The organism is Streptomyces sp. NPDC006798 (assembly GCF_040635975.1).
Lineage (GTDB): Bacteria > Actinomycetota > Actinomycetes > Streptomycetales > Streptomycetaceae > Streptomyces.
This window is the reverse complement of sequence record NZ_JBEYIS010000035.1, coordinates 1-20251: the sequence shown is the minus strand read 5'-3', so window position 1 is coordinate 20251 and position 20251 is coordinate 1. Positions and strand designations below refer to the sequence as shown.

At 73.8% G+C, this 20251-nt stretch carries 16 protein-coding genes; 9 read left to right on the top strand and 7 right to left on the bottom strand.

Annotated elements, in window-relative coordinates:
• Positions 1–400: 400 nt before the first annotated feature.
• Positions 401–1738 (bottom strand): SWF or SNF family helicase, encoded by a 1338-nt coding sequence (locus ABZ714_RS22875; RefSeq protein WP_358827201.1) that lies wholly within the window; start codon positions 1736–1738, stop codon positions 401–403.
• A 59-nt stretch (positions 1739–1797) separates the two neighbouring features.
• A complete protein-coding gene (locus ABZ714_RS22870; protein WP_358827152.1) occupies positions 1798–4767 on the bottom strand; it encodes a DEAD/DEAH box helicase in 2970 nt (989 codons plus the stop codon).
• 630 nt (positions 4768–5397) lie between these two features.
• Here ABZ714_RS22870 and ABZ714_RS22865 point away from each other — a divergent pair.
• From ABZ714_RS22865 to ABZ714_RS22850, 4 genes are all read left to right on the top strand, one after another.
• Positions 5398–6531, top strand: a complete 1134-nt coding sequence (locus ABZ714_RS22865; RefSeq protein WP_358827151.1) for an acyl-CoA desaturase — start codon at positions 5398–5400, stop codon at positions 6529–6531.
• Positions 6532–6601: 70 nt separating this feature from the next.
• A complete protein-coding gene (locus ABZ714_RS22860) occupies positions 6602–6784 on the top strand; it encodes a hypothetical protein (protein WP_358827150.1) in 183 nt (60 codons plus the stop codon).
• 953 nt (positions 6785–7737) lie between these two features.
• Positions 7738–8151: a roadblock/LC7 domain-containing protein gene (locus ABZ714_RS22855; protein ID WP_358827149.1), complete on the top strand. Its 414-nt coding sequence runs from the start codon at positions 7738–7740 to the stop codon at positions 8149–8151.
• 159 nt (positions 8152–8310) lie between these two features.
• A complete protein-coding gene (locus ABZ714_RS22850) occupies positions 8311–9606 on the top strand; it encodes a DUF6397 family protein (protein WP_358827148.1) in 1296 nt (431 codons plus the stop codon).
• On the opposite strand, the gene ABZ714_RS22845 is transcribed toward ABZ714_RS22850, so the two are convergent.
• On the bottom strand, positions 9597–9902 hold the full coding sequence (locus tag ABZ714_RS22845; protein WP_358827147.1) for a hypothetical protein: 306 nt from the start codon (positions 9900–9902) through the stop codon (positions 9597–9599). The two genes, ABZ714_RS22850 and ABZ714_RS22845, sit on opposite strands and share 10 nt — an antisense overlap.
• 318 nt (positions 9903–10220) lie before the next feature.
• Between ABZ714_RS22845 and tdh the strand changes: the two genes are divergently transcribed.
• From tdh to ABZ714_RS22830, 3 genes are all read left to right on the top strand, one after another.
• Complete coding sequence (gene tdh, locus ABZ714_RS22840) at positions 10221–11249, top strand: L-threonine 3-dehydrogenase (RefSeq protein WP_358827146.1); 1029 nt, start codon at positions 10221–10223, stop codon at positions 11247–11249.
• A gap of 96 nt (positions 11250–11345) precedes the next feature.
• The gene (locus ABZ714_RS22835; protein WP_358827145.1) at positions 11346–12551 is read left to right on the top strand and encodes a glycine C-acetyltransferase; all 1206 of its coding nucleotides are present in this window, start codon (positions 11346–11348) and stop codon (positions 12549–12551) included.
• Positions 12552–12570: 19 nt separating this feature from the next.
• On the top strand, positions 12571–13485 hold the full coding sequence (locus ABZ714_RS22830; RefSeq protein WP_358827144.1) for a LysR family transcriptional regulator: 915 nt from the start codon (positions 12571–12573) through the stop codon (positions 13483–13485).
• Between the two features lie 108 nt (positions 13486–13593).
• On the opposite strand, the gene ABZ714_RS22825 is transcribed toward ABZ714_RS22830, so the two are convergent.
• Entirely contained in the window at positions 13594–15705 is a 2112-nt protein-coding gene (locus tag ABZ714_RS22825; protein ID WP_358827143.1) for an NB-ARC domain-containing protein, read from the bottom strand.
• A gap of 230 nt (positions 15706–15935) precedes the next feature.
• Here ABZ714_RS22825 and ABZ714_RS22820 point away from each other — a divergent pair, with 230 nt between their 5' ends.
• Positions 15936–17171, top strand: coding sequence for an MFS transporter (locus tag ABZ714_RS22820; protein WP_358827142.1), 1236 nt, complete (start codon positions 15936–15938; stop codon positions 17169–17171).
• Positions 17172–17246: 75 nt separating this feature from the next.
• Here the strand turns inward: ABZ714_RS22820 and ABZ714_RS22815 are convergent, their stop codons facing one another.
• Positions 17247–17729, bottom strand: a complete 483-nt coding sequence (locus ABZ714_RS22815; RefSeq protein WP_358827141.1) for a hypothetical protein — start codon at positions 17727–17729, stop codon at positions 17247–17249.
• 342 nt (positions 17730–18071) lie between these two features.
• Here ABZ714_RS22815 and ABZ714_RS22810 point away from each other — a divergent pair, with 342 nt between their 5' ends.
• Positions 18072–18515: an SPW repeat protein gene (locus ABZ714_RS22810; protein ID WP_358827140.1), complete on the top strand. Its 444-nt coding sequence runs from the start codon at positions 18072–18074 to the stop codon at positions 18513–18515.
• A gap of 233 nt (positions 18516–18748) precedes the next feature.
• Here the strand turns inward: ABZ714_RS22810 and ABZ714_RS22805 are convergent, their stop codons facing one another.
• Complete coding sequence (locus ABZ714_RS22805; protein ID WP_358827200.1) at positions 18749–19474, bottom strand: DUF2470 domain-containing protein; 726 nt, start codon at positions 19472–19474, stop codon at positions 18749–18751.
• Between the two features lie 162 nt (positions 19475–19636).
• A complete protein-coding gene (locus tag ABZ714_RS22800; RefSeq protein WP_358827139.1) occupies positions 19637–19867 on the bottom strand; it encodes a DUF6296 family protein in 231 nt (76 codons plus the stop codon).
• Between the last annotated feature and the right edge of the window lie 384 nt (positions 19868–20251).

Sequence of the window (20251 nt, the reverse complement as noted above, 5' to 3'; positions counted from 1 at the left end):
GCGGGGGCCGCGCGGAAGACGGCCGGTGCCACCTTGTACGGCACAACGACCTCTGTCCACAGGGGAGTTGGCGTGCCGACCAGGTCGTTGCCCCGGCGGATCGCGCCGTGCCCCCGGGGGCGTGGGGGAGCCGTGCGCGCCGCCCACGCACGCCGGGGGCGGCAGTTGGCCGGCGTGCTCCCTCCGGCGTGCCCCGAGCCGCCCGCGCGCGGAGACGGCGTCACGGCGCGCCCCGGCGCGCCCCGGCGCGGTGCCCGCCGTCAGACGCCCGCGCGCGGGCTGCCGAGCGCCGTGAAGTCAGCCCGGCACCTCGGCACCCCGGAGGCCCGGGACCGGGAACCGCGTACGGCCGCCCGCCCACGCGACCCCCGAGTCCCCGGCATTCACCGGGCCGGTGCGCTCAGTCGCCGTCCCCGGCCGGAGCTCCGGCCGCCGCGAGCGCCGCCTCCGGGTCGCGCTCCGCCGGACCCGCCGGAACCCAGCGCGCCCGCTCCTTCCGGTACGGCCACCACCGCCCGTCGGGGCCGTACCGCAACTGCGCGTCGGCGCCCACGACCGTCCACCGGCCCGGACCCGCCGACCGCAGCTGAGGACGGTCCGCCGCCGACTCCCAGGAACCGTCCAGGGCCGCCGACGCCCGCGCCAGCTCAACGGCGTCCGGGGACCAGCCGTCGCCCAGGACGGCCAGCGCCACCGGGCCGCCCGTCCGCCACGCCCGTACCGCCAGGTCCAGTTCGGCCCGGGTGCGCCCGGTCGCGGCGGCCAGCCGGCCCGAGACCACCGAGCCCGGACCCGGCCCCCCAACGGCGGCCGCCAGCCGTACCGCGTCCTCGTCGAACGACGGCTCCGGCTCCACGGGCCGGTCCGCGTGCCCCTCGGCCAGCGCCTCCACCAGCAGCCGGTGCGCCCGTACGGCCGCGTCCGAGGCGAGGAACTCCAGCCCGTCCGGGTCGACCCCGGGCACCGGATCCGTCTCCGTGTCCAGGGACGGCGGCAGTCCGGGCTCGTCCGGCACCGACGGCGCGGCGGGCAGCGGCGGCAGGATGTCCCCGGCCGCGAACGCCTCCGCCGCGGGCACCCCCGCCACGGCCGGCCCGGCGTCGGGCCCGCCACCCGCGGCGCCGGACGCGGCCCGGGCCGTACTCCGGGTCTGGAGTTCGTCCAGCAGCCGCCGCTCGGCCCGCCCCCGCATCAGCAACAGCACAAAGGGATCCTGGTCCAGCAGCCGCGCCACCGTGTAGCAGAGGGCGGCGGCGTGCGGACAGAGATCCCACGAGCCGCAGTCGCACTCCGGCTCCAGATCGCCCGTCCCCGGCAGCAGCTCCACCCCCGCCGTCGCCGCGTCCTCCACCAGATGCGGCGGCATCTCCCGGTCCAGCAGGGCGGCGATATGGCCCGCCCGGTCCACCGCGGTGTCCAGGAACCGGTCCCAGTCGCCGTCGCCCAGCTCCTGGAGCAGTACGTCCACCCGGTGCCGGGTGCCGTCCCGGTCCCGTACCACCGCGGTGATCCGCCCCGGGCGCACCGATACGGCGCCCACCGCCCCGCCCCGGGCGTACCTCCGGCCCTTCTTCAGCTGCTCCGAGTCGAGGGCCGTGGCCTCCAGAGCCCCGATCCAGGACCGTCCCCACCAGCTTTCGGCGAAGCCCCGGCCGCGCACCGGCGGCAGCGCCGCGAAGGTACGTTCCGCCCCGGGCGCCGCCCCGCTTCCGTCGTCGTACGACTCGGTCTCCGTCATCTCCGCCATTTCGTCGGGCTCGTCGGCGTCGTCGGCACAGGTGTCGTCCATGGGTGACATCAGCGGTCGGCCCCTCCTCGCAGCTCCACCAGATCCGCCAGTTCGGCGTCGGTGAGTTCGGTCAGCGCGGCCTCCCCCGCCCCGAGCACCGAGTCCGCCAGCTCCCGCTTGCGGACCAGCATGTCCGCGATCCGGTCCTCGATGGTGCCCTCCGCGATCAGCCGGTGGACCTGCACCGGCCGGGTCTGGCCGATCCGGTAGGCCCGGTCCGTGGCCTGGGCCTCGACCGCCGGATTCCACCAGCGGTCGTAGTGCACCACATGCTCGGCCCGGGTCAGGTTCAGTCCGGTGCCCGCGGCCTTCAGCGACAGCAGGAACACCGGGACCTCCCCGTTCTGGAACCGGGCGACCATCGCCTCCCGTTCCGGTACCGGCGTACCGCCGTGCAGCAGCTGCACCGGGATGCCACGGGCCGTCAGATGGCCTGCCAGCAGCCGGGCCATGGCCACGTACTGGGTGAAGACCAGGACGCCCGCCTCCTCGGCGAGGATGGTGTCCAGCAGCTCGTCCAGCAGTTCGAGCTTCCCCGAACGGCCCGGTACCACCGGCCGTTCCTCCCGCAGATACTGCGCCGGATGGTTGCAGATCTGCTTCAGGGCGGTCAGCAGCTTGACCACCAGACCGCGCCGCTCCATGCCGTCCGCGCCGGCGATCGCGGCCAGCGTCTCGCGCACCACGGCCTCGTAAAGACCGGCCTGTTCCGGCGTCAGCGACACCGCCCGGTCGGTCTCGGTCTTCGGCGGCAGCTCCGGCGCGATCCCCGGATCCGACTTGCGGCGGCGCAGCAGAAACGGCCGGACCAGGGCCGCGAGCCGGGCCGCCGCGACCGGGTCGCCGCCCTCGGCGGCCCGCGCGTAGCGGGTCCGGAACCCGCCGAGCCGGCCCAGCAGCCCCGGGGTCGTCCAGTCGAGGATCGCCCACAGCTCGGAGAGGTTGTTCTCGACGGGGGTGCCGGTGAGGGCCACCCTGGCCTTCGCGCCGATCGTCCGCAGGCTCCGCGCGGTCGCCGAGTACGGGTTCTTGACGTGCTGGGCCTCGTCGGCCACGACCATGCCCCAGGGGACCGACGCCAGCCGTTCGGCGTCCAGGCGCATCGTGCCGTAGGTCGTCAGTACGAAACCCGCCCCGTCGCCGTCGCCGTCACCGGTGAGGCCGTCGAGATCGCGGACCGCGCCGTGGAACCGGCGGACCGGGGTCCCCGGGGCGAACCTCTCGACCTCCCGCTGCCAGTTGCCCATCAGGGACGTCGGACAGATCACCAGGGTGGGACCGGCGGCCGACGGATCGGTCTGCCGGTGGAGATGGAGGGAGATCAGGGTGATGGTCTTGCCGAGCCCCATGTCGTCGGCGAGACAGCCGCCGAGACCGAGGGACGTCATCCGGTGCAGCCAGTTCAGCCCGCGCAGCTGGTAGTCGCGGAGCGTCGCCGCGAGTGCGGCGGGCGCCGCGATCTCCGGCTCCCCGCCCTCCGGGTCGGCCAGCCGGTCGCGCAGCCGGGCCACCCACCCCGACGCGTCGACGTCCACCCGGCGGCCGTCCACCTCGGCCGAGCCGGTGAGCACGGCCGCCAGGGCGTCCACCGGTGTCACCTTGCGGTCCTGGCTGCGCCGGGCCCGGCGCACCTCCTCCGGGTCGACCAGGACCCACTGGTCCCGCAGCCGGACCAGGGGGCGGCCCGCCTGCGCGAGCCTGTCCAGCTCCGCACGGGTGAGCGCCTGCCCGCCGACGGCGAACCGCCAGTCGAAGGAGAGCAGGGCGTCGGCGGAGAGGAACGACGGCAGACCGGACTCGTCGTCGCCCCGGGGCCCGCCGCGTGCGCCGCCGTCGCCCTCGTCGCCGTCCGGGGGGCCGACGACGGCGCGCGCGACCAGACGACGCGCCATCCGCCGGGGCCAGTGGACCTGGACGCCACCGGCCGCCAGGGCCCGCGCGGCGTCGCCGAGCAATTCGGCGATCTCCTCGTCGGCGAGGTCGATCGCGTCCGGTACCGCCGCGTGCAGCAGCGGGGTCAGCGGCGCCCAGGAGCGGGCGGCCCGGCGCAGGGCCAGCAGGGCGTCCATCCGGGCGCGCGGACCGAAGGACGTGTCGCCGCCGCCCGCCCAGACGTCGGCGGCGTCGAGCACCACGGCCGGATCGGCGACGCTGTGGATCTGGAGTACGGCCCGGAAGCCCGGTTCCGCCTCCGGGTCCCCGCCGTCGGCGGTGACCGTCTCCACCCGCAACGACAGCCGTACGCCCGCGTCGTGACCGGCCGCGATGTCCGCGGCCCAGGCCCGGGCCCCCGGCATCTTCCGGGGCTCGTCAGCCGCGAAGGCGGGTCCGCCGAGCGCCGCGGCCGCGGCGGGGGTACGGGTCAGGGAGTCCGCGACCGCGTCCGCGAACGACCGCACCAGCCGCTCCGGTTCGGGCAGCAGCAGGGGTCCGGAGCCGTCGTCGCCGCCGGGAATGAACGGGATCGCGTGCGCGGCCGGGGGCATCGAGGCGGCGAGTACCCGGACGGCCTCGGCGTCGGCCGGGGTCAGCGGGCCGGCCCGCCAGGCGTCGTGGTCGGCGGGGCTCAGACCGGGCAGCAGCAGCCCCCGGGCCGTGAACTGGAGCGCCAGGACGGTCGCGGCGCCCCAGAACGCCGCCGAGGGCGACGCGTCAGGGTCCGTCCTGGCCCGGGTCAGCACCGGCAGGGCGTCCCGGACGGAGAGCGTCACGGCGTCGACGGCGCACGGCCGGATGTCGTCCGTCACGACGGTGACCGGCTCGACGGTTCCGGCGGAATGGGACGGCGGGGTGCCGTCCGGCCGCCAGAACGCGAATCGCCCCGTACGCGCGGGATCACCGGGGAGGAAGGTGACACGGCAGTGGGCGGGGTCGACCGCGAGCCCCGAAGGCGAGGACGAGGGCCGGGCGGAGGGTGCGGCGGGCGTCAGGCGGGATCCGTCGGCCGGTGAGGGTGATGCCGCGGAGGGTCTGTGCACAGTGATATCCGGATTCCTCAAATTTGACTACCGGGGGATGGAGTCGTTGATTGTACTTCGGCATCACCCCGGCTGGGGGATTGATCGTCGTGATATCCGTCACTTGAGTGGAGGGGTGGTGCGGGCGGCGGAGCCGACGACGGTCTACCCGGCCGGAGAGCGGAGTCGCCGGGGTGCCGCCGGCGGACATCGGCGCCGGGGGCGGCCGGCCTCCGGCGGGGGTGGCGCTGGCTACACCCCCGCGGTGGGGGTTCCCCCGGAGGAGGCCGGGGGCTGGCGTCATGGTTCCCGGCCCGTCCCGGGGCCTACGTTTCCTGTGTCGGCGCCGAGCGGCCCGATCCCCTTCCCCGACCTGTACCGGGCCCTGCGCGGCGCCCTCACGGGCCGGGGCCGGTTGCCCCGTCGCCTCGTCCGTCCCCGCCTTCACGGCCTTCCTGTCCGTCACGCCCCCCCCGACATCCGTCACGCCCACGGCATCCGTCACGCCGACGACGCCCGTCACCTCGGCACCGGCCTGTCACCCGAGGCGGCGGCAGGGGCTCCCGCGACCCCGGGCGCCCCATCGCGGACCACCGCCTGCCGTCGCCGCCCCCTGCCGATCCCGCCGACCCTTCGAGACCGGAGAGCCCCATGTCCCAGGCCACCGTCGCCGCCACCCCGCCGCCGCCCCCGGACCTGCCCGCCCCGCCCGGCGGCGGCCCGGGCGGTACGGAGCCGGGCTGCGGCGGCCCCCGCCGCCCCTCCGGCTCCGGCAGCGATTTCGCCCCGCTCCTCCGCACGGTGCGGGAGCAGGGGCTCCTGGAGTACCGGACGGGCTGGTACGTCCGCGGAATCGCGGTCAACCTGCTCGGTATCGCCGCCGTGATCACCGGGATGGCGCTGACCGGCGGCTCCTGGTGGGTGCTGCTGCTCGCCCCGGCGCTCTCCCTGCTCTGCGCCCGTGCCGCTTTCGTCGCCCATGACGCGGGCCACTCGCAGATCACCGCCGACCGTGGGACCGGCCGGCTGATCCAGTTGCTGCACGCCAATGTGCTGCTCGGGGTGAGTCAGGAGTGGTGGAACGACAAGCACAACCGCCACCACGCCAACCCCAATCACATCGACAAGGATCCCGACGTCGCCGCCGACGTCCTCGTCTTCACCCAGGAGCAGGCCGTGGACCGCGGCGGCTTCCGGGGCTGGCTCACCCGGCACCAGGCATGGCTCTTCTTCCCGCTGACCACCCTGGAGGCGGTCGCCCTCAAGATCTCCGGCTTCCGCGGGGTCTTCGGGCGGAACGGACTGTTCCGGTCGGCCCGTGCCCGGTGGACCGAGGGCGCCCTGCTCCTTCTCCACGTGGTGCTGTATCTCACCCTGCTGTTGACGACCATGCCGGTGGGACAGGCCGTCGTCTTCGCCCTGGTCCACCAGATGGTGCTCGGACTCCATCTCGGGATGGCCTTCGCCCCCAACCACAAGGGCATGGAGATGGTCGGCGAGGAGAGCGGCCGGGGTCTTGGGCATCTGCGCCGCCAGGTGCTCACCTCCCGCAACGTCCGGGGCGGAGCGGTCACCGACTGGCTGCTGGGCGGCTTGAACTACCAGATCGAGCACCATCTCTTCCCGAGCATGCCCAGGCCGCACCTGCGGCTGGCCCAGCCGCTGGTACGGGCCCACTGCCGGACGCTCTCCCTGCCGTACACGGAGACCGGGCTGATCGAGTCGTACCGCCGGGCGCTCTCCCATATGCACGAGGTCGGCGAACCGCTGCGGACGGACGGATAGTGGAACTGCGGCACGAGTCCGCACGTTCCACCGGACAGGAGCGGCCGAGGCCGCGCGAGGAGGCGCCGAGATGTCGACACGTACGAAGATCGTCGTAGGCGGCGTAGCCGTCGGCCTGCTGCTGATCCCCTTCATCGGATTCTGGTGGGCCCTGCTGGTGGTCCTGGGCGTACCCGCCGCCGCCTATCTGGCTCTGGATCCCGGCCAGCGCCGCAGGCTGCGGAGGATGAGCCGCAAGGAACTCAACCGCTGACGCGGTCCCGGGCCCCCGGTCGTCGCGACCGGGGGCCCGGGCATGCCCGCGTGCCACCGCCCGCTCACTGTCCGCCGCCCAATGCCCGAGGCTCGACGCCCGGCACCTGCCGATGTGCCGTCCGTCCGTCCGTCGGTGGCGGCCGGCTGCCCGCCGTCTCGCCGCCCGCCGTACACCGGTCGCCGCGCCCGCCGAGGCGTACCGCGCCGGGAATGGGTGTACCGGTGCCGTCGCGGGCCCCCCTGTGCCGGGGCCGGGGGAAAACGCAATCCCATCGCGGTGCCTTGAGGTGTTCCGCCGGGCGGGGTAACGGGAGGTGTCCCCGAGAAGACATCCGGAGAAATCCCGGTGTACATCCCATCTGCGCCCCGTCGTCGCGCTCCGGATTTCCCGGTACGAGCGTTCCGCCGCGATGGCCGGAAAATGTGGTCGCCCCGCCCGGAAAGCGCCGTGATCGCGGTCACGCGGCGGAACGATGACACCGTTGTCCGGCGCGCCCGGTGAATTCGCCGGAGCCGCCTCGCCGGCGCGGCCTCGGAGACGCGCCCGACACCCCCCGCTGAGCAGGAGCGACCCCGGGGCCGGAGGATCCACCGCCACCGGCCGGGTGAAGCCGGGAAATCGGCCAGGGTACGGGGCCGCCGTCTTCCCGGCCGCAATTCACGCCTCCCGGCCCGGCGGCGCGCCCGGGGCGAGGGTGATTTTCCCCGGCGCCCGTCGGAGGATATTCCAGCGGCTTCCGGTTGAGGTGCCGCGAGCGTCGCGGTTTCCCTGCTGGTGCGAGGCCGGGAAGTCCGTTCGGAGGTGTCCCGTCCGCCGCGTGGAATATGCCGGACGGATACACGGGGCGCGACACTTCGATTCGGTGACACGGCAACACCTTGCTCTGCGCTCTGGTGTGCGAAAAGCTGGCGTTCGACACGGGGAAACGCGCGCACGGGAGGGGAACAACCATGCCGCTGGACAAGGGACTCGACTGGCTGCTCGACGATCTGACGCAGCGCGTCGAACACATCAGACACGCCCTGGTGCTGTCCAACGATGGTCTGGTGACGGGGGCGAGTACGGGTCTCGCCCGCGAGGACGCGGAGCATCTCGCCGCGGTCTCCTCCGGTCTGCACTCGCTCGCCCGGGGCTCGGGCCGGCATTTCCGGGCCGGCCGGGCCCGTCAGACGATGGTCGAGTTCGACCACGCCATCCTGTTCGTCACCGCGGCGGGCGACGGCAGTTGCCTCTGTGTGTTCAGCGACGCCGACGCCGACATCGGACAGGTCGCGTATGAGATGACCCTGATGGTGAACCGGGTGGGCGAACATCTGAGCGTGGCCGCCCGGCAGCCCGGGGCGACCCCTTCCGACGTGCGCTGACAGCTCGTCGGCAGGGACGGAAGGACCGGCCCGCGGACACGTCGGCGCCAGGCCGGCGGCGGACCGCCCGGAGTTGTCCACAGGCTCCCGCGAGCGATGCGATACGGAGTTACGGTCGTCACTCACCGTATTCGTACTCACACGGGGGAGAGGATCACCATGACCGGACAGCACCCTGCCGCGCCCGGGCACCGGACCGGAGACGGCGGGCGTACGGCCGCCGGAGCGGCGGACGGGACGCGGCATCGGCCGGAGCGGACGACGGAACACGGGACGCCCGTCATCGCGGGGCAGCCCGGCGGAGCGCTCACGGCGACCGGACGCGCCGCGGCCGGACCGGAAGCCCGGCCCGGCGGGCCCGGACTCACCCCAGGCGGCGCGGGCCGTGCGCTCGGGCTGCGGCCGGCCGAGTGCGAACTCGCCGTCCAGCTGGGCTCCGTCCGCGCCACCCGGGACGTGCCCGGCGGCCCGCTGAGGATCAGCCGGGAGGAGATCGCCCGGCTCGGCGCGGGGGACCTGGCGAACGAGGTGCGACGGCGGGTCCGCACCGTCGACACGACCACGGGCGCCGAACTGATCTCCATCAGCCCCGAGCGGTTCACCCGGCTCGCCCGGACGGGCCATCTCGTCCCCGTCCGCTTCTACCTCAACCGGTACCGCTCGGTGGTCTGGCACTATCTCGCCACCGAAGTGGAGGCATTCGCCCTGGCCGAGCCCGGACTGCTCACCGGACGCGCCGAACCGGCGCTCCGGGCACGGCTGGAGCGGGGCGAGGACCGGCGCCCCGCGAACTGGCGCGGCAAACGGCTCGGACTGCTGCTGCGGATCGCCGCCGACCCCTGGGAGCGGGCCGCGGTCGCCGCCGCGTTCCTCGATCCCTTCGGTGTCGCCGATCTGGTGCCGGACCCTTATGAGCGGTCCCACCTCGGCACCCTGCGGCCCGAAATCGCGGGATACCGCCCCACGTCGCCCGCCGCCCTGGCCGTCACGGAGCGGCTGACCAGGGCCGACGGGCCCGATGAGATCGCCTGGTATCGCGCCCTGCTGGGCCAGGAGCTGGCCGAGGCCAGAAGGGCCCGGCCCGCACCCCGTCCGACCACCCGGACGTCCCGGCCCGGCGGCCCGCCCGGAACCCGGAGGCGCGACCCCGGCTCCGGTTCCGGCCTCCCGGCACCGTCCATGAGCGACCGGACCTCGTGGACCGGCTGCGTACCTTCCCCGGCGGGCTGGGCACCGCCTTCGGGTACGGCGAAACCGTCCGTGACCATCAGGCCGGAGCCAACGGACCGACCCACCCCGTCGGGCCCGCGGACCCGGCCCCAGCCCCGGCCGGCGCCCGTACGGCCCCTGTCCCGGGGCCGCAGGCTGCTCGCCGCCCTGCGGCCGGGCAGCCGCAAGCGCCCGGCGCCGGGCCCGAGGGCCCGCCGGGGCGAGGGTGGAGCGGATCAGTGCTGAGCGGCGCCGCGTGGACCGAGGGCCGCCGACTGCACGGTGGCCCCGCCCCCCTCCTGTACGGCCTGCACCACCGCCTGGTGCAGCGCACGGCTCGCGTCCTCGGACACACAGGGCGTGGGGCTGCCCGACAGGGTGAACCAGTCGGACGCGCCGCTGTACTGCACGGCGACGCGCGCCTCACCACCGGCCCAGGTGGTGTGCACAGTGAGATCCCCGGTCAAAACGCCGACTTCGTCGGTGAGCACTCCTCCGCGCCCGGAATACACTCCGGTCGTCGTCCACGATGCCCAGCTCATCCTTCCAGACTCGCACCACCGCGACGAATACGCGACCGTTGCGTGCCCCCGGCGGCCGGAACAGCGCGCTCGGACACCAACCGGCGACGGTGTCCGGCGCCCCCGGCGACCGAACGGACACCCTCCGTGTAGCGCACCTGAGGGCCCGGTTAAGAAATCCTCGATGGACGTCGCGGGCCCGGCTGGGCAGATTGGTCCCGTCGTCCCGCGCGCCCACACCTCTGACCGGACCTGTCACGGTTTGCGGTGTCCGTCCAGGCTGCCGCAGCCTGGCACTGACCAGAGCCGCGCCCCGTCCCCCATCGCTGGAGCCGCCCGATGAAGGCCCTTGTCAAACAGCACGCGGAGCCCGGACTCTGGCTCGTCGACGTCCCCGAACCGGAACCGGGGCACGGCGACGTACTGATCAAGGTGCTCCGTACCGGTATCTGCGGTACCGATCTGCATATCCGCAACTGGGACAACTGGGCCCGCGGGGCCGTCGCCACCCCGAGGATCCTCGGCCACGAGTTCGTCGGCGAGGTCGCCGCCGTCGGCCCCGACGTCGCGGATATCGCCGTCGGCGACCTGGTGAGCGGGGAAGGCCATCTGGTCTGCGGAAAGTGCCGCAACTGTCTGGCCGGTCGCCGCCATCTGTGCCGCAGCACCATCGGTCTCGGCGTCGGACGGGACGGCGCCTTCGCGGAGTACGTGGTGCTCCCGGCCGGAAACGTATGGGTCCATCGCACCCCCGTGGACCTCGACGTCGCCGCCATCTTCGACCCCTTCGGGAACGCGGTGCACACCGCGCTCTCGTTCCCCCTGGTGGGCGAGGACGTTCTGATCACCGGTGCCGGACCGATCGGGATCATGGCCGCGGCCGTCGCCCGGCACGCCGGCGCCCGCCATGTCGCGATCACCGACATCAGCGACGCCCGGCTGGAGATCGCCCGCAAGGCCGGGGCGCATCTGGCGCTCAATGTCTCCGAGCACTCCGTCGCCGAGGCCCAGCGCCGACTCGGGCTGAAGGAGGGCTTCGACATCGGCCTGGAGATGTCCGGCCGCCCCGAGGCCCTCCGCGACATGGTCGACAATATGACCCACGGCGGCCGGATCGCCCTGCTCGGCCTGCCCGCCGAGGAGTTCGCCGTCGACTGGTCGAAGATCGTCACCTCGATGATCACCATCAAGGGGATCTACGGCCGGGAGATGTTCGAGACCTGGTACGCCATGACCGTACTGCTCGAAGCCGGACTCGACCTCGGCCCGGTGATCACCGGCAGCTACGGCTACCAGGACTTCGAAGCCGCCTTCGACGAGGCCGCCACCGCCCGCAGCGGAAAGATCATCCTCGACTGGACCGCCTGACCGGCCCGCCCGCCGTTCCCGGAGCGTCCGCCGACCCGGACCGGTCCGGGGCGCACCACGTGACCACGTGATCCCGTCCTCCTAGGGAGACCCCTGATGTTCAGCTCCGTCCGCGACGACCTCCGTACGACCCTCGACGGGATCCGCGACGCCGGACTCCACAAGCCCGAGCGGGTCATCGACACCCCCCAGGGCGCCACCGTCGGCGTCACCACCGGCCCCGGCGGCGACGGCACCCGCGAGGTGCTGAATTTCTGCGCCAACAACTACCTCGGACTCGCCGACCACCCCGAGGTCGTCACCGCCGCCAAGGACGCCCTGGACCGCTGGGGCTACGGCATGGCGTCGGTCCGCTTCATCTGCGGCACCCAGGACGTCCACAAGCGGCTGGAGGAACGCCTCGCCGCCTTTCTGGGCCAGGAGGACACCATCCTCTACTCCTCCTGCTTCGACGCCAACGGCGGCGTCTTCGAGACCCTCCTCGGCTCCGAGGACGCGGTGATCTCCGACGCCCTCAACCATGCCTCCATCATCGACGGCATCCGCCTCTGCAAGGCGTCCCGACACCGCTACGCCAACCGCGACCTGGCCGAGCTGGAGCAGCGGCTCAAGGAGACCCAGGACGCCCGCCGGCGGCTGATCGTCACCGACGGCGTCTTCTCCATGGACGGCCATCTCGCTCCCCTCGCCGAAATCTGCGACCTCGCCGACCGCTACGACGCCATGGTGATGGTCGACGACTCCCACGCCGTCGGCTTCGTCGGCCCCGGCGGGCGCGGCACCCCGGAACTCGCCGGGGTCATGGACCGGGTCGACATCATCACCGGCACCCTCGGCAAGGCCCTCGGCGGCGCCTCCGGCGGCTATGTCGCCGCCCGGGCCGAGATCGTCGCCCTGCTGCGCCAGCGCTCCCGCCCCTACCTCTTCTCCAACTCCCTCGCCCCGGTGATCGCCGCCGCGTCCCTGACCGTGCTCGATCTGCTGGAGACCGCCGGTGACCTGCGCCGACGGCTCGCCGACAATACGGCGCTGTTCCGCCGTGAGATGACCGACGCGGGATTCACCATCCTCCCCGGCGACCACCCCATCGTCCCCGTGATGATCGGCGACGCCGCCGAGGCGGGCCGGATGGCCGATCTCCTCCTGGACCGGGGCGTCTACGCCATCGGCTTCTCCTACCCGGTGGTGCCGATGGGCCAGGCGCGGATCAGGGTCCAGCTCTCCGCCGCACACACCACCGACGACGTCCGGCGGGCCGTCGCCGCCTTCGTCTCCGCCCGCGAGGCGCTGACCACCGGCTGAGGGCTGGCAGGATGGCGGAGTGATCGACCCCCGACGGCTGCGCATCCTGCGGGCCGTGGCGGACCACCGCACGGTGACCGCCGCGGCCGCTGCCCTCTATCTGACCCCCTCCGCGGTCTCCCAGCAGCTCAGCGCCCTGGAGCAGGAGACCGGACACACCTTGCTGATCCGTGGTGGCAAGGGGGTCAGGCTCACCCCGGCCGGGGAGATCCTGCTCACCCACACCCATGCGATGCTGGCCCGGCTGGAGCGCGCCGAGTCGGAGCTGGCGGCGTACGCGGACGGCACCACCGGCGCCGTCACCGTGGCCGCCTTCGCGACCGGCATCACCGAACTCGTCGCCCCCGCCCTGCGGGCCCTGGCCGACGGGCACCCCGGGATCCGGATCCGGGTCCGGGACGCCGAGGGCGACGAGAGCCTGCCCCTGGTCCTCGACGGCGAGGCCGATATCGCGGTCGCCGTGGAGTACCGGGGGGCGCCGGGCCCCGACGATCCCCGGCTCTTCCGGGTACCGCTGCACGCGGAGCCGTTCGACGCCGTACTCCCGGCCGGCCATCCGCTGGGCGAACTGGCCCGGATCGAACTCGCCGCGCTCGCCGACAGCGACTGGATCGGCCCCCACCCCGGCAATCCCTGCCACGACATGGTGATCGGCGCCGGTGAACGGGCCGGGTTCACTCCCCGGCTGATCCACTCCTCCGACGACTTCCACGCCCATGTGGCGCTGGCCGCCGCCGGGGCGGGCGTGGCGCTCGTACCCCGCTCGGCACTGCGCGGTACCGAACTGCGGGGCGCGGTGGTCCGGCCCGTCACCGGGCCCGCCGCGACCCGCCGGGTCTTCGCGGCGGTCCGCCGGGGAGCCGAGAACCACCCCCTGTTCCGCCCGGTCCTGGACGCCCTGAGCACCGCCGCGACCGGCCTCGGCACCTCCTGACGCGGCACCGAACGGCCCCGGGCCCGGGCCACCGCCGGACCCACCGCCCCCGTGCCGTATCCGGTCCGCCGGGCCCGGGACGGCAGGACCCGGCAGTGACGGCCCGGGTCAGCGCGACGGCGCCAGCGCCGCCTTGAGGCCCGCGTCCAGACTGCAGGAGGCCCCCTCGCGGTAGGCGCGTTCGTACACCGCGTCCCCGGCGGCCTCCCGGGCCTGCCGCTCGCACGCCTCCCGGACCGCCCGCAGCTCGGGTGTGCCGCGCTGCGGATGGCCGACCGTACTCCAGAACGCCTGCCCGGTGCCGTACACCTGGCCGACCCGTTCCCCGTCGCCCGCCGCCGCGATCGCCGCCGCCAGCGCGTCGAGCCCCAGGGCGATACCGAAGTTGTCCCCTATCCCGTGCTTCCCCTCCAGCATGTTCCTGGCATGGGTCGCCGCCGCCCGCGCGTCCCCGGCGAAGAGCGCGATCAGACTGAGCTGGTAGTCGAGATAGGCGCGGGTCCACGACTCGCCCCGGTCCACACAGCCCGCCCGCAGCCGCAGCGCCAGCTCCCGGGCCTCGTCATGGCGCTCGAGACCGGTGAGCGCGAAGACATGGACGAGATGGCAGCGCAGCCGGGACGCCGATTCGAAGGGCTCCCCGCCCGCCGCGCGGAGCGTCTGCACCGCCGTGGCCTCGGCGTCCAGCGGGCTCCCGGTCAGCAGATCGATCAGCCCCGACAGATACGCCGCTGCCAGCACGCCCTCCGCGTTCCGGTCGGCCGCCGCCGACAGGGTGCACGAGTCGCTCACCGCACGGGCGTAGGTGTAGTCGCCCTGAAGAGTGACGGTCACCCCGAGGGCCCATAGCCCCCGGGTGCGGTCGAGCCCCGGCTCGGGGTGGGCGTCGAGGGTCTGCTGGAGATAGTCCCGGGCCTCGTGCAGATGGCCGCAGCAGCTCCAGAAGAAGCCCACGTACCCGGCCAGCCGCAGGGCCAGTTCGGGGGAGTGGGTCAGGAAATGGTCGAGCGCCGAGCACAGTTCGTTGTGCACGGCGCTGATCCGGCGGTACCACCGCGCCTGCTCCGGGCCCAGCCACTCGCGGTCCGCGTCCTCGGCGAAGCGTAAGAAGTGCTCGGCGTGGCGCCGGGCCAGGACGGTGTCCTCCTCCAGGGCGCGCAGCCACAGGGCCCCGTACTCCCGGATGGTGTCCAGCATCCGGTAGCGGATGCCGTCGCCGTCCGGTGTCTTGACGACCCGCAGGACGGAGATGGCGACCAGCCGCTCCAGCAGCGGACCCAGTGTCGACGCGTTCAGTGGTCCGCCGCCGCAGACGGCCAGCGCCGAAGTCTCGTCGAAGTCCCCCCGGAAGACCGTGAGCCGGGCCCAGAGCAACCGTTCGAGTGGGGCGCACAGTTCATGACTCCACCCGATCGTGGTACGCATCGTCCGGTGCCGTTCCGGCCGTACGGAGCTGTCGTCCTCCGCCTCCAGAACGTCGAACCGCGAGGTCAGCCGCTCGGCGACCTCCGCGACACCGGCTCGTGCGGCATGAGCGGCGGCCAGCTCCAGGGCGAGCGGGATACCGTCCAGCCGACGGCAGATCCACCGGGCGGCCGTCGCCCCGTCCAGCCCGGCGAACCCGCCCGGATCGTGACCGGCACGCCCCGGGCCCCCCGCGCCACCGGGATCCCCCGGGGGAGGGATGAAGCCGCCCGCCGCCAGCACGCGCTGGGTGAACAGCTCCAGCGCGTCGGGGCCCTCCAGCGGCAGCGGTTCGACGTCGATCAGCCGCTCGTCGTCCAGGCCCAGCGGCTGACGGCTGGTGGCGAGCACCGTCAGCCCGGGAACCGCGGTCAGCAGATCCCCGACCAGGACCCGGCAGGGGTCGACCAGATGCTCACAGGAGTCGAGTACCAGCAGCAGCCGTTTCTGCGCGAGCCATTCGCAGAGGGCGTCCACCGGCATCCGGGGCGTGTGGTCCGCCAGATCACAGGCGTCGGAGACCGTGGCGAGCAGCAGCCGGTCGCCGTAGAGCGGGGAGAGTTCGGCCCAGGCGACGCCGTCGGGAAATCCCTCGGCGACCTGATGGGCGGCGCGCAGCGCCAGCCGTGATTTACCGACGCCGCCGGGTCCGACGAGGGTGACGATGCGGTGCTTCCTCAACGCCCGGTCCAGCCGGAACAGTTCCCAGTTCCGTCCGACGAAACTGGTCGATTCCTCGGGAAGGTTGCCCAACACGCGCCCATTGTTGCGCACCTTCCGGCCTCGTGGCCCAGCCACCGAATCGGGGAATCGCCGTGGCGGGCCGAATGCGGCGGGAAATCGCCGCCGGACGGCCGGAGGCCGACGGCCTTCCGGCCGCGTCCGCGTCAGCCGGAGGGCGCCAGCAGCACGCGCTTGCAAGTATGCCGCGTCTGCAATTATTGTTTACGCGGACAAGATGCGGAAGCAATCTCTGGAGGACCGCTGTGCCACTCGCCCTTCTCGCCCTGGCCGTCGGGGCCTTCGGCATCGGCACCACCGAGTTCGTGATCATGGGGTTGCTGCCCGAGGTCGCCGGGGCGTACGGGGTCTCCATCCCGCTCGCCGGATGGCTCGTCACCGGCTACGCCCTCGGAGTGGTCATCGGGGCGCCGCTGATGACCGCCCTCGGCGCCCGCGTCCCGCGCCGTACGGTGCTCGCCGTGCTGATGGGGCTGTTCGTCGCGGGTAATCTGCTCTCCGCCCTCGCGCCCGCCTTCTGGGTGATGCTCACGGGCCGGGTCGTGGCATCCCTCGCCCACGGGGCCTTCTTCGGGATCGGGGCGGTCGTCGCGGCCGACCTCGTGGACCCCCGGCGCAAGGCCGGGGCGATCGCCCTGATGTTCACCGGACTGACGGCCGCCAATGTCGTCGGGGTACCGCTCGGGACCTATGTCGGCCAGGCCGTGAGCTGGCGGCTCACCTTCGTGCTGGTCGCCGCCGTGGGGGTGATCGGACTGCTGGGCGTGGTGCGGCTGGTGCCGGACGTCCCCCGGCCGGAGGGCGTACGGCTGCGCGACGAACTCGCCGCCTTCCGCAACGTCCAGGTACTGCTGGCCATGGCGATGACGGTGCTCGGCTTCGGCGGGGTGTTCGCCTCGATCACCTACATCGCGCCGATGGCCACGGAGGTCACCGGATTCGGGGACGCCTCGGTGACCTGGCTGCTGGTGCTGTTCGGGACGGGCATGGTGATCGGGAACCTCGTCGGCGGACGCCTCGCCGACCGGGCCCTGATGCCGGTCCTCTACGGGTCGCTGGGCGGCCTCGCCCTGGTGCTGGCCCTGTTCGCGGTGGCCGCCCAGTACCGGGCCGTCGCGGCGGTGGCCGTGGCGCTGATCGGCGCGTTCGGCTTCGCCACCGTACCGCCGCTGCAGAAGCGGGTCCTCGACCAGGCGGCCGGCGCCCCCACGCTCGCCTCGGCGGTCAATATCGGGGCGTTCAATCTGGGCAACGCGATCGCGGCCTGGCTCGGCGGTCTGGTGATCGCGGCCGGGTTCGGCTACACGGCGCCCAACTGGGTGGGCGCGGCGCTCGCCGCGTCGGCGCTGGCCGTCGCCGTACTCTCCCGCCGTCTCGAACCGCGCGCCGCCGCACCGAGCCGGATCGTGGCCGGTGCCGGGGGTGCCGCCGCCGGAGCCGAGGCCCCGGCCGTCGCCGGGGACGGCCGCCCCGGGATATGACGACGGCGGAGGTACGGCGACGCCCCGTCACCGGGGGTGTCGCCGTACCTCCGCCGTCGCGGGCCCGGGGTCAGGTCAGGGCGCCGCGGGCACCGGCGGCACCGTGACGGCCGGGACGGTCACCGACGGGACCGGTACCGCCGGGACGGCCACGTCGGGGACGGCGACGTCCGGCAGGGTCGCCTGGGGAACCACCGGCCCGGCCGGCGTGGTCGCCGGGGTCGATGTGGCGGGTGCGGTCGCCGGGGACGTTCCCGGGAGCGTGGTCCCCGAGCCCGCGGCGGTCAGGGCCGCGACGAGATCCGCCACCGCCTGCTCCACCGCGGCGGTCGAGCCCGAGCCCCCGGCCGCCGCTGCCGCCAGCTCCGTCAGGGACTGCTGCAGTTCCGCCACCGTCGCGTCGAACGCGGTCGTGGCCGGATCCGCCTCGGCCGCCGGTACGGGCGCCGGGGCGAGGGGCGGGGAGTCGGCGGCCGACGCGGCACCGGCCGCCGTGAGAACGAGGGCGGCGCACAGGGCGGGGGCCGCGAGCGCGCGCGTCAAGGGTGCGAGACGCATACGGATTCCTTCCGGAGGCGGGTGAGACGGACTCTCGCACTCACCGTGTGAAGGCGGTTGACGCGCCGCAATCGGTGCGGGTTCCGCCACCCGGGCGACCTCGCGCCCGGCCCGACCTCCTGACCTGGGAACTCACCCCGGCGCTCCGGCGCCACCCGGGTAGGGCGTCCGGGTGAATCACCGGCACCCCGGCCCGGCGGAATCCCGGCGTCCACGGTTTCGGATCGTTCCGCCCGACCGCTATCCATAAAGAACATATAAGGGCAAAATGGAAGAGCGCGGCATCGGTGTCGCGTAGTTCGGTCCGACGCGCAGGACGCACCGTCGAAGGAGGCGAGTCGTATGGCCGACGTCTCACACAGGGGAGATCTGGCGGGTCATCCCGACATCACGGAGATGCGGGACCGCTATGCCCGCGTACTCGGCGGGCGCGATGTGGCGCTCGTGGACGGCCCGGTGTTCCTGGTCGGCCTGGCGTGCGCGGTGTCCCCGTGGATAGTCCACTTCTCGGGCAGTCAGCCCGCCCTCGCGACCCACAACCTCATCATGGGTATCGCGATCGTGGTGCTCGCCCTCGGCTTCACCGTCATGCCCCAGCGGATGTACGGCCTGAGCTGGGCCATGTGCGTGATGGGCGCCTGGATGATCATCGCGCCGTGGATCGTGGGCAGCAACCCCGACAAGGGGGTCATCTGGACCAATGCCGTGCTCGGCGGTCTGACCTTCCTGCTCGGGCTGGCCTGTACGGCCGCCGCCATGAGAAGCGGCCGGGAGCGGCACGGCTGACCCCGTACGACCCCGTACCGCCGCCGTTCCCGATACCGCGCGGGCCCGGAGCGGGCGACAGGTCCCCGACAGCACCCTGTCCGCCCCGGAGCCGCGGGCCGGGACCCCGGCGGTACGGACCGGACGCGCACCGGCCTGGCCGGGTCCGCCCCCGTGGCGGACCCGGCCCGTGACGGTCCGGCCTCCCGCGCCGGGCCGTCGCCGGTCTCCCCGCGGAGCGCGCGGCGGCCCCGTCAGGAGTCGCGGAAGGAGTCCCGGAGCGACCGGCCGCGCGCCGACCGGCCCCGCGCGCTCTCCAGCAGCGCCCGGACGCGCTCCCCTGCCTGGTCGGGATCCCTGACCGGGGTGGGAAACGCCAGCCGGGCGTCCTCGTGCCCCTCGGCGTACTCCAGCCGGAGCGTGATTCCGTACCGGTCCATCGCCAGTGGCAGGGTCCGGCGCACGGCGGCCGGACGGCTCGGCCGCACCAGGCGCAGCAGCAGTTCGACCAGATCGCCGTGATCGTCCGTCATATGGGTGAGCATCCCGGCCTCGCAGGTCGCCAGCGGATCGCTCTCGGCCTCCATCAGCTCCCACAGCCCCACCGGGGTCCGCTCGCCCGCCCGGTCCAGCACGGCCCGGCCGAACTCCATACAGCGGCTCCCGTCCGACCCCCGGTGCTCCCCGGGCGGCAGCAGCCGTCCGGCCAGCAGGACCCGGGCCCTGACCCGGTCCCGCACCGGAGTCGGCGCGATATCGGTGAACTCCAGCGTCGCCGGTACCGATCCGGGGCCCGCCGGACCGCCGTCGGCGGGCGCGGGGTGGAGATGGATGTGCTCCGTACCGCCGGTGCCGCCCAGCCGGGACACCTCGGTACGCCCCTCGTCCGTCACCACCGTCATCGAGTCCGCGGCGGTCAGGATCGTTCTGATCCGCTCCGCACTCGTGGGCTCGGCGAGAGGGGCGTTGAACCAGCGCATGCGGATACTCCACACCATCAGGGGAACTTAGGTTTGCCTAACCTAAGCCCCGAGGGGGTGTGTCGCCAACCCCGGGGACATCGCGCCGTGCGCCGGGGGAGTGCGCTCCACCGCCGGTACCGGTCCGGCCGAGACCCCGGAGCGGGCCCCGCGCGGCCGACCTCAGGCGGCGAGCGGGCGGATGGTCACCGGCATCCCGGGCGCTTGATGGCCCCCGCTGGCCAGCATCCTCACCTCGCCTTTGGCGCTGATCTCGGCCCGGACGATGCCGCTCTCGTCCTCGTACACCGGATGGCCGCCCGCTCCCGCGCGCTCCGTCCGGTGCACCACGACGACATCGTCCTCGACCGCGGACGCGCGGAAGACGAGTTCGTAGACCTCTGCTTGTTCCATTGCTTGTTCCATGGGCTTCATCGGCACTCCTGAACAGGGTCGCCCGCCTCCATGGTCGCGCGGCGAGGCCCCCGGCGCACCCAGCGCCCGGCGCGCGCGGGCGGAGCGAGCCACCGCCGTACGCCCTGATCGCACTCCGGCGCGCGATCGGCGTGTGCCGATGCGCCCACGCCGCGCCCGCGCCCGTGCCCACGCCCGCACCCGTGCCCAGCCCAGTCCGGCCCAGCCCGGCCGGGGCCGGAAGCCACGGGGACCCTCACCAGGTTTCCGAGCCCTCGCCCCGCGGTACCGCCCGGGCGGTACCGCGACCCGCCCCCAGCCCCCCCCCCAGCGGGGGGCAGAGCCGGGAGCCCACCAACCCCCCACCCCCCCCCGCCCCCCCAA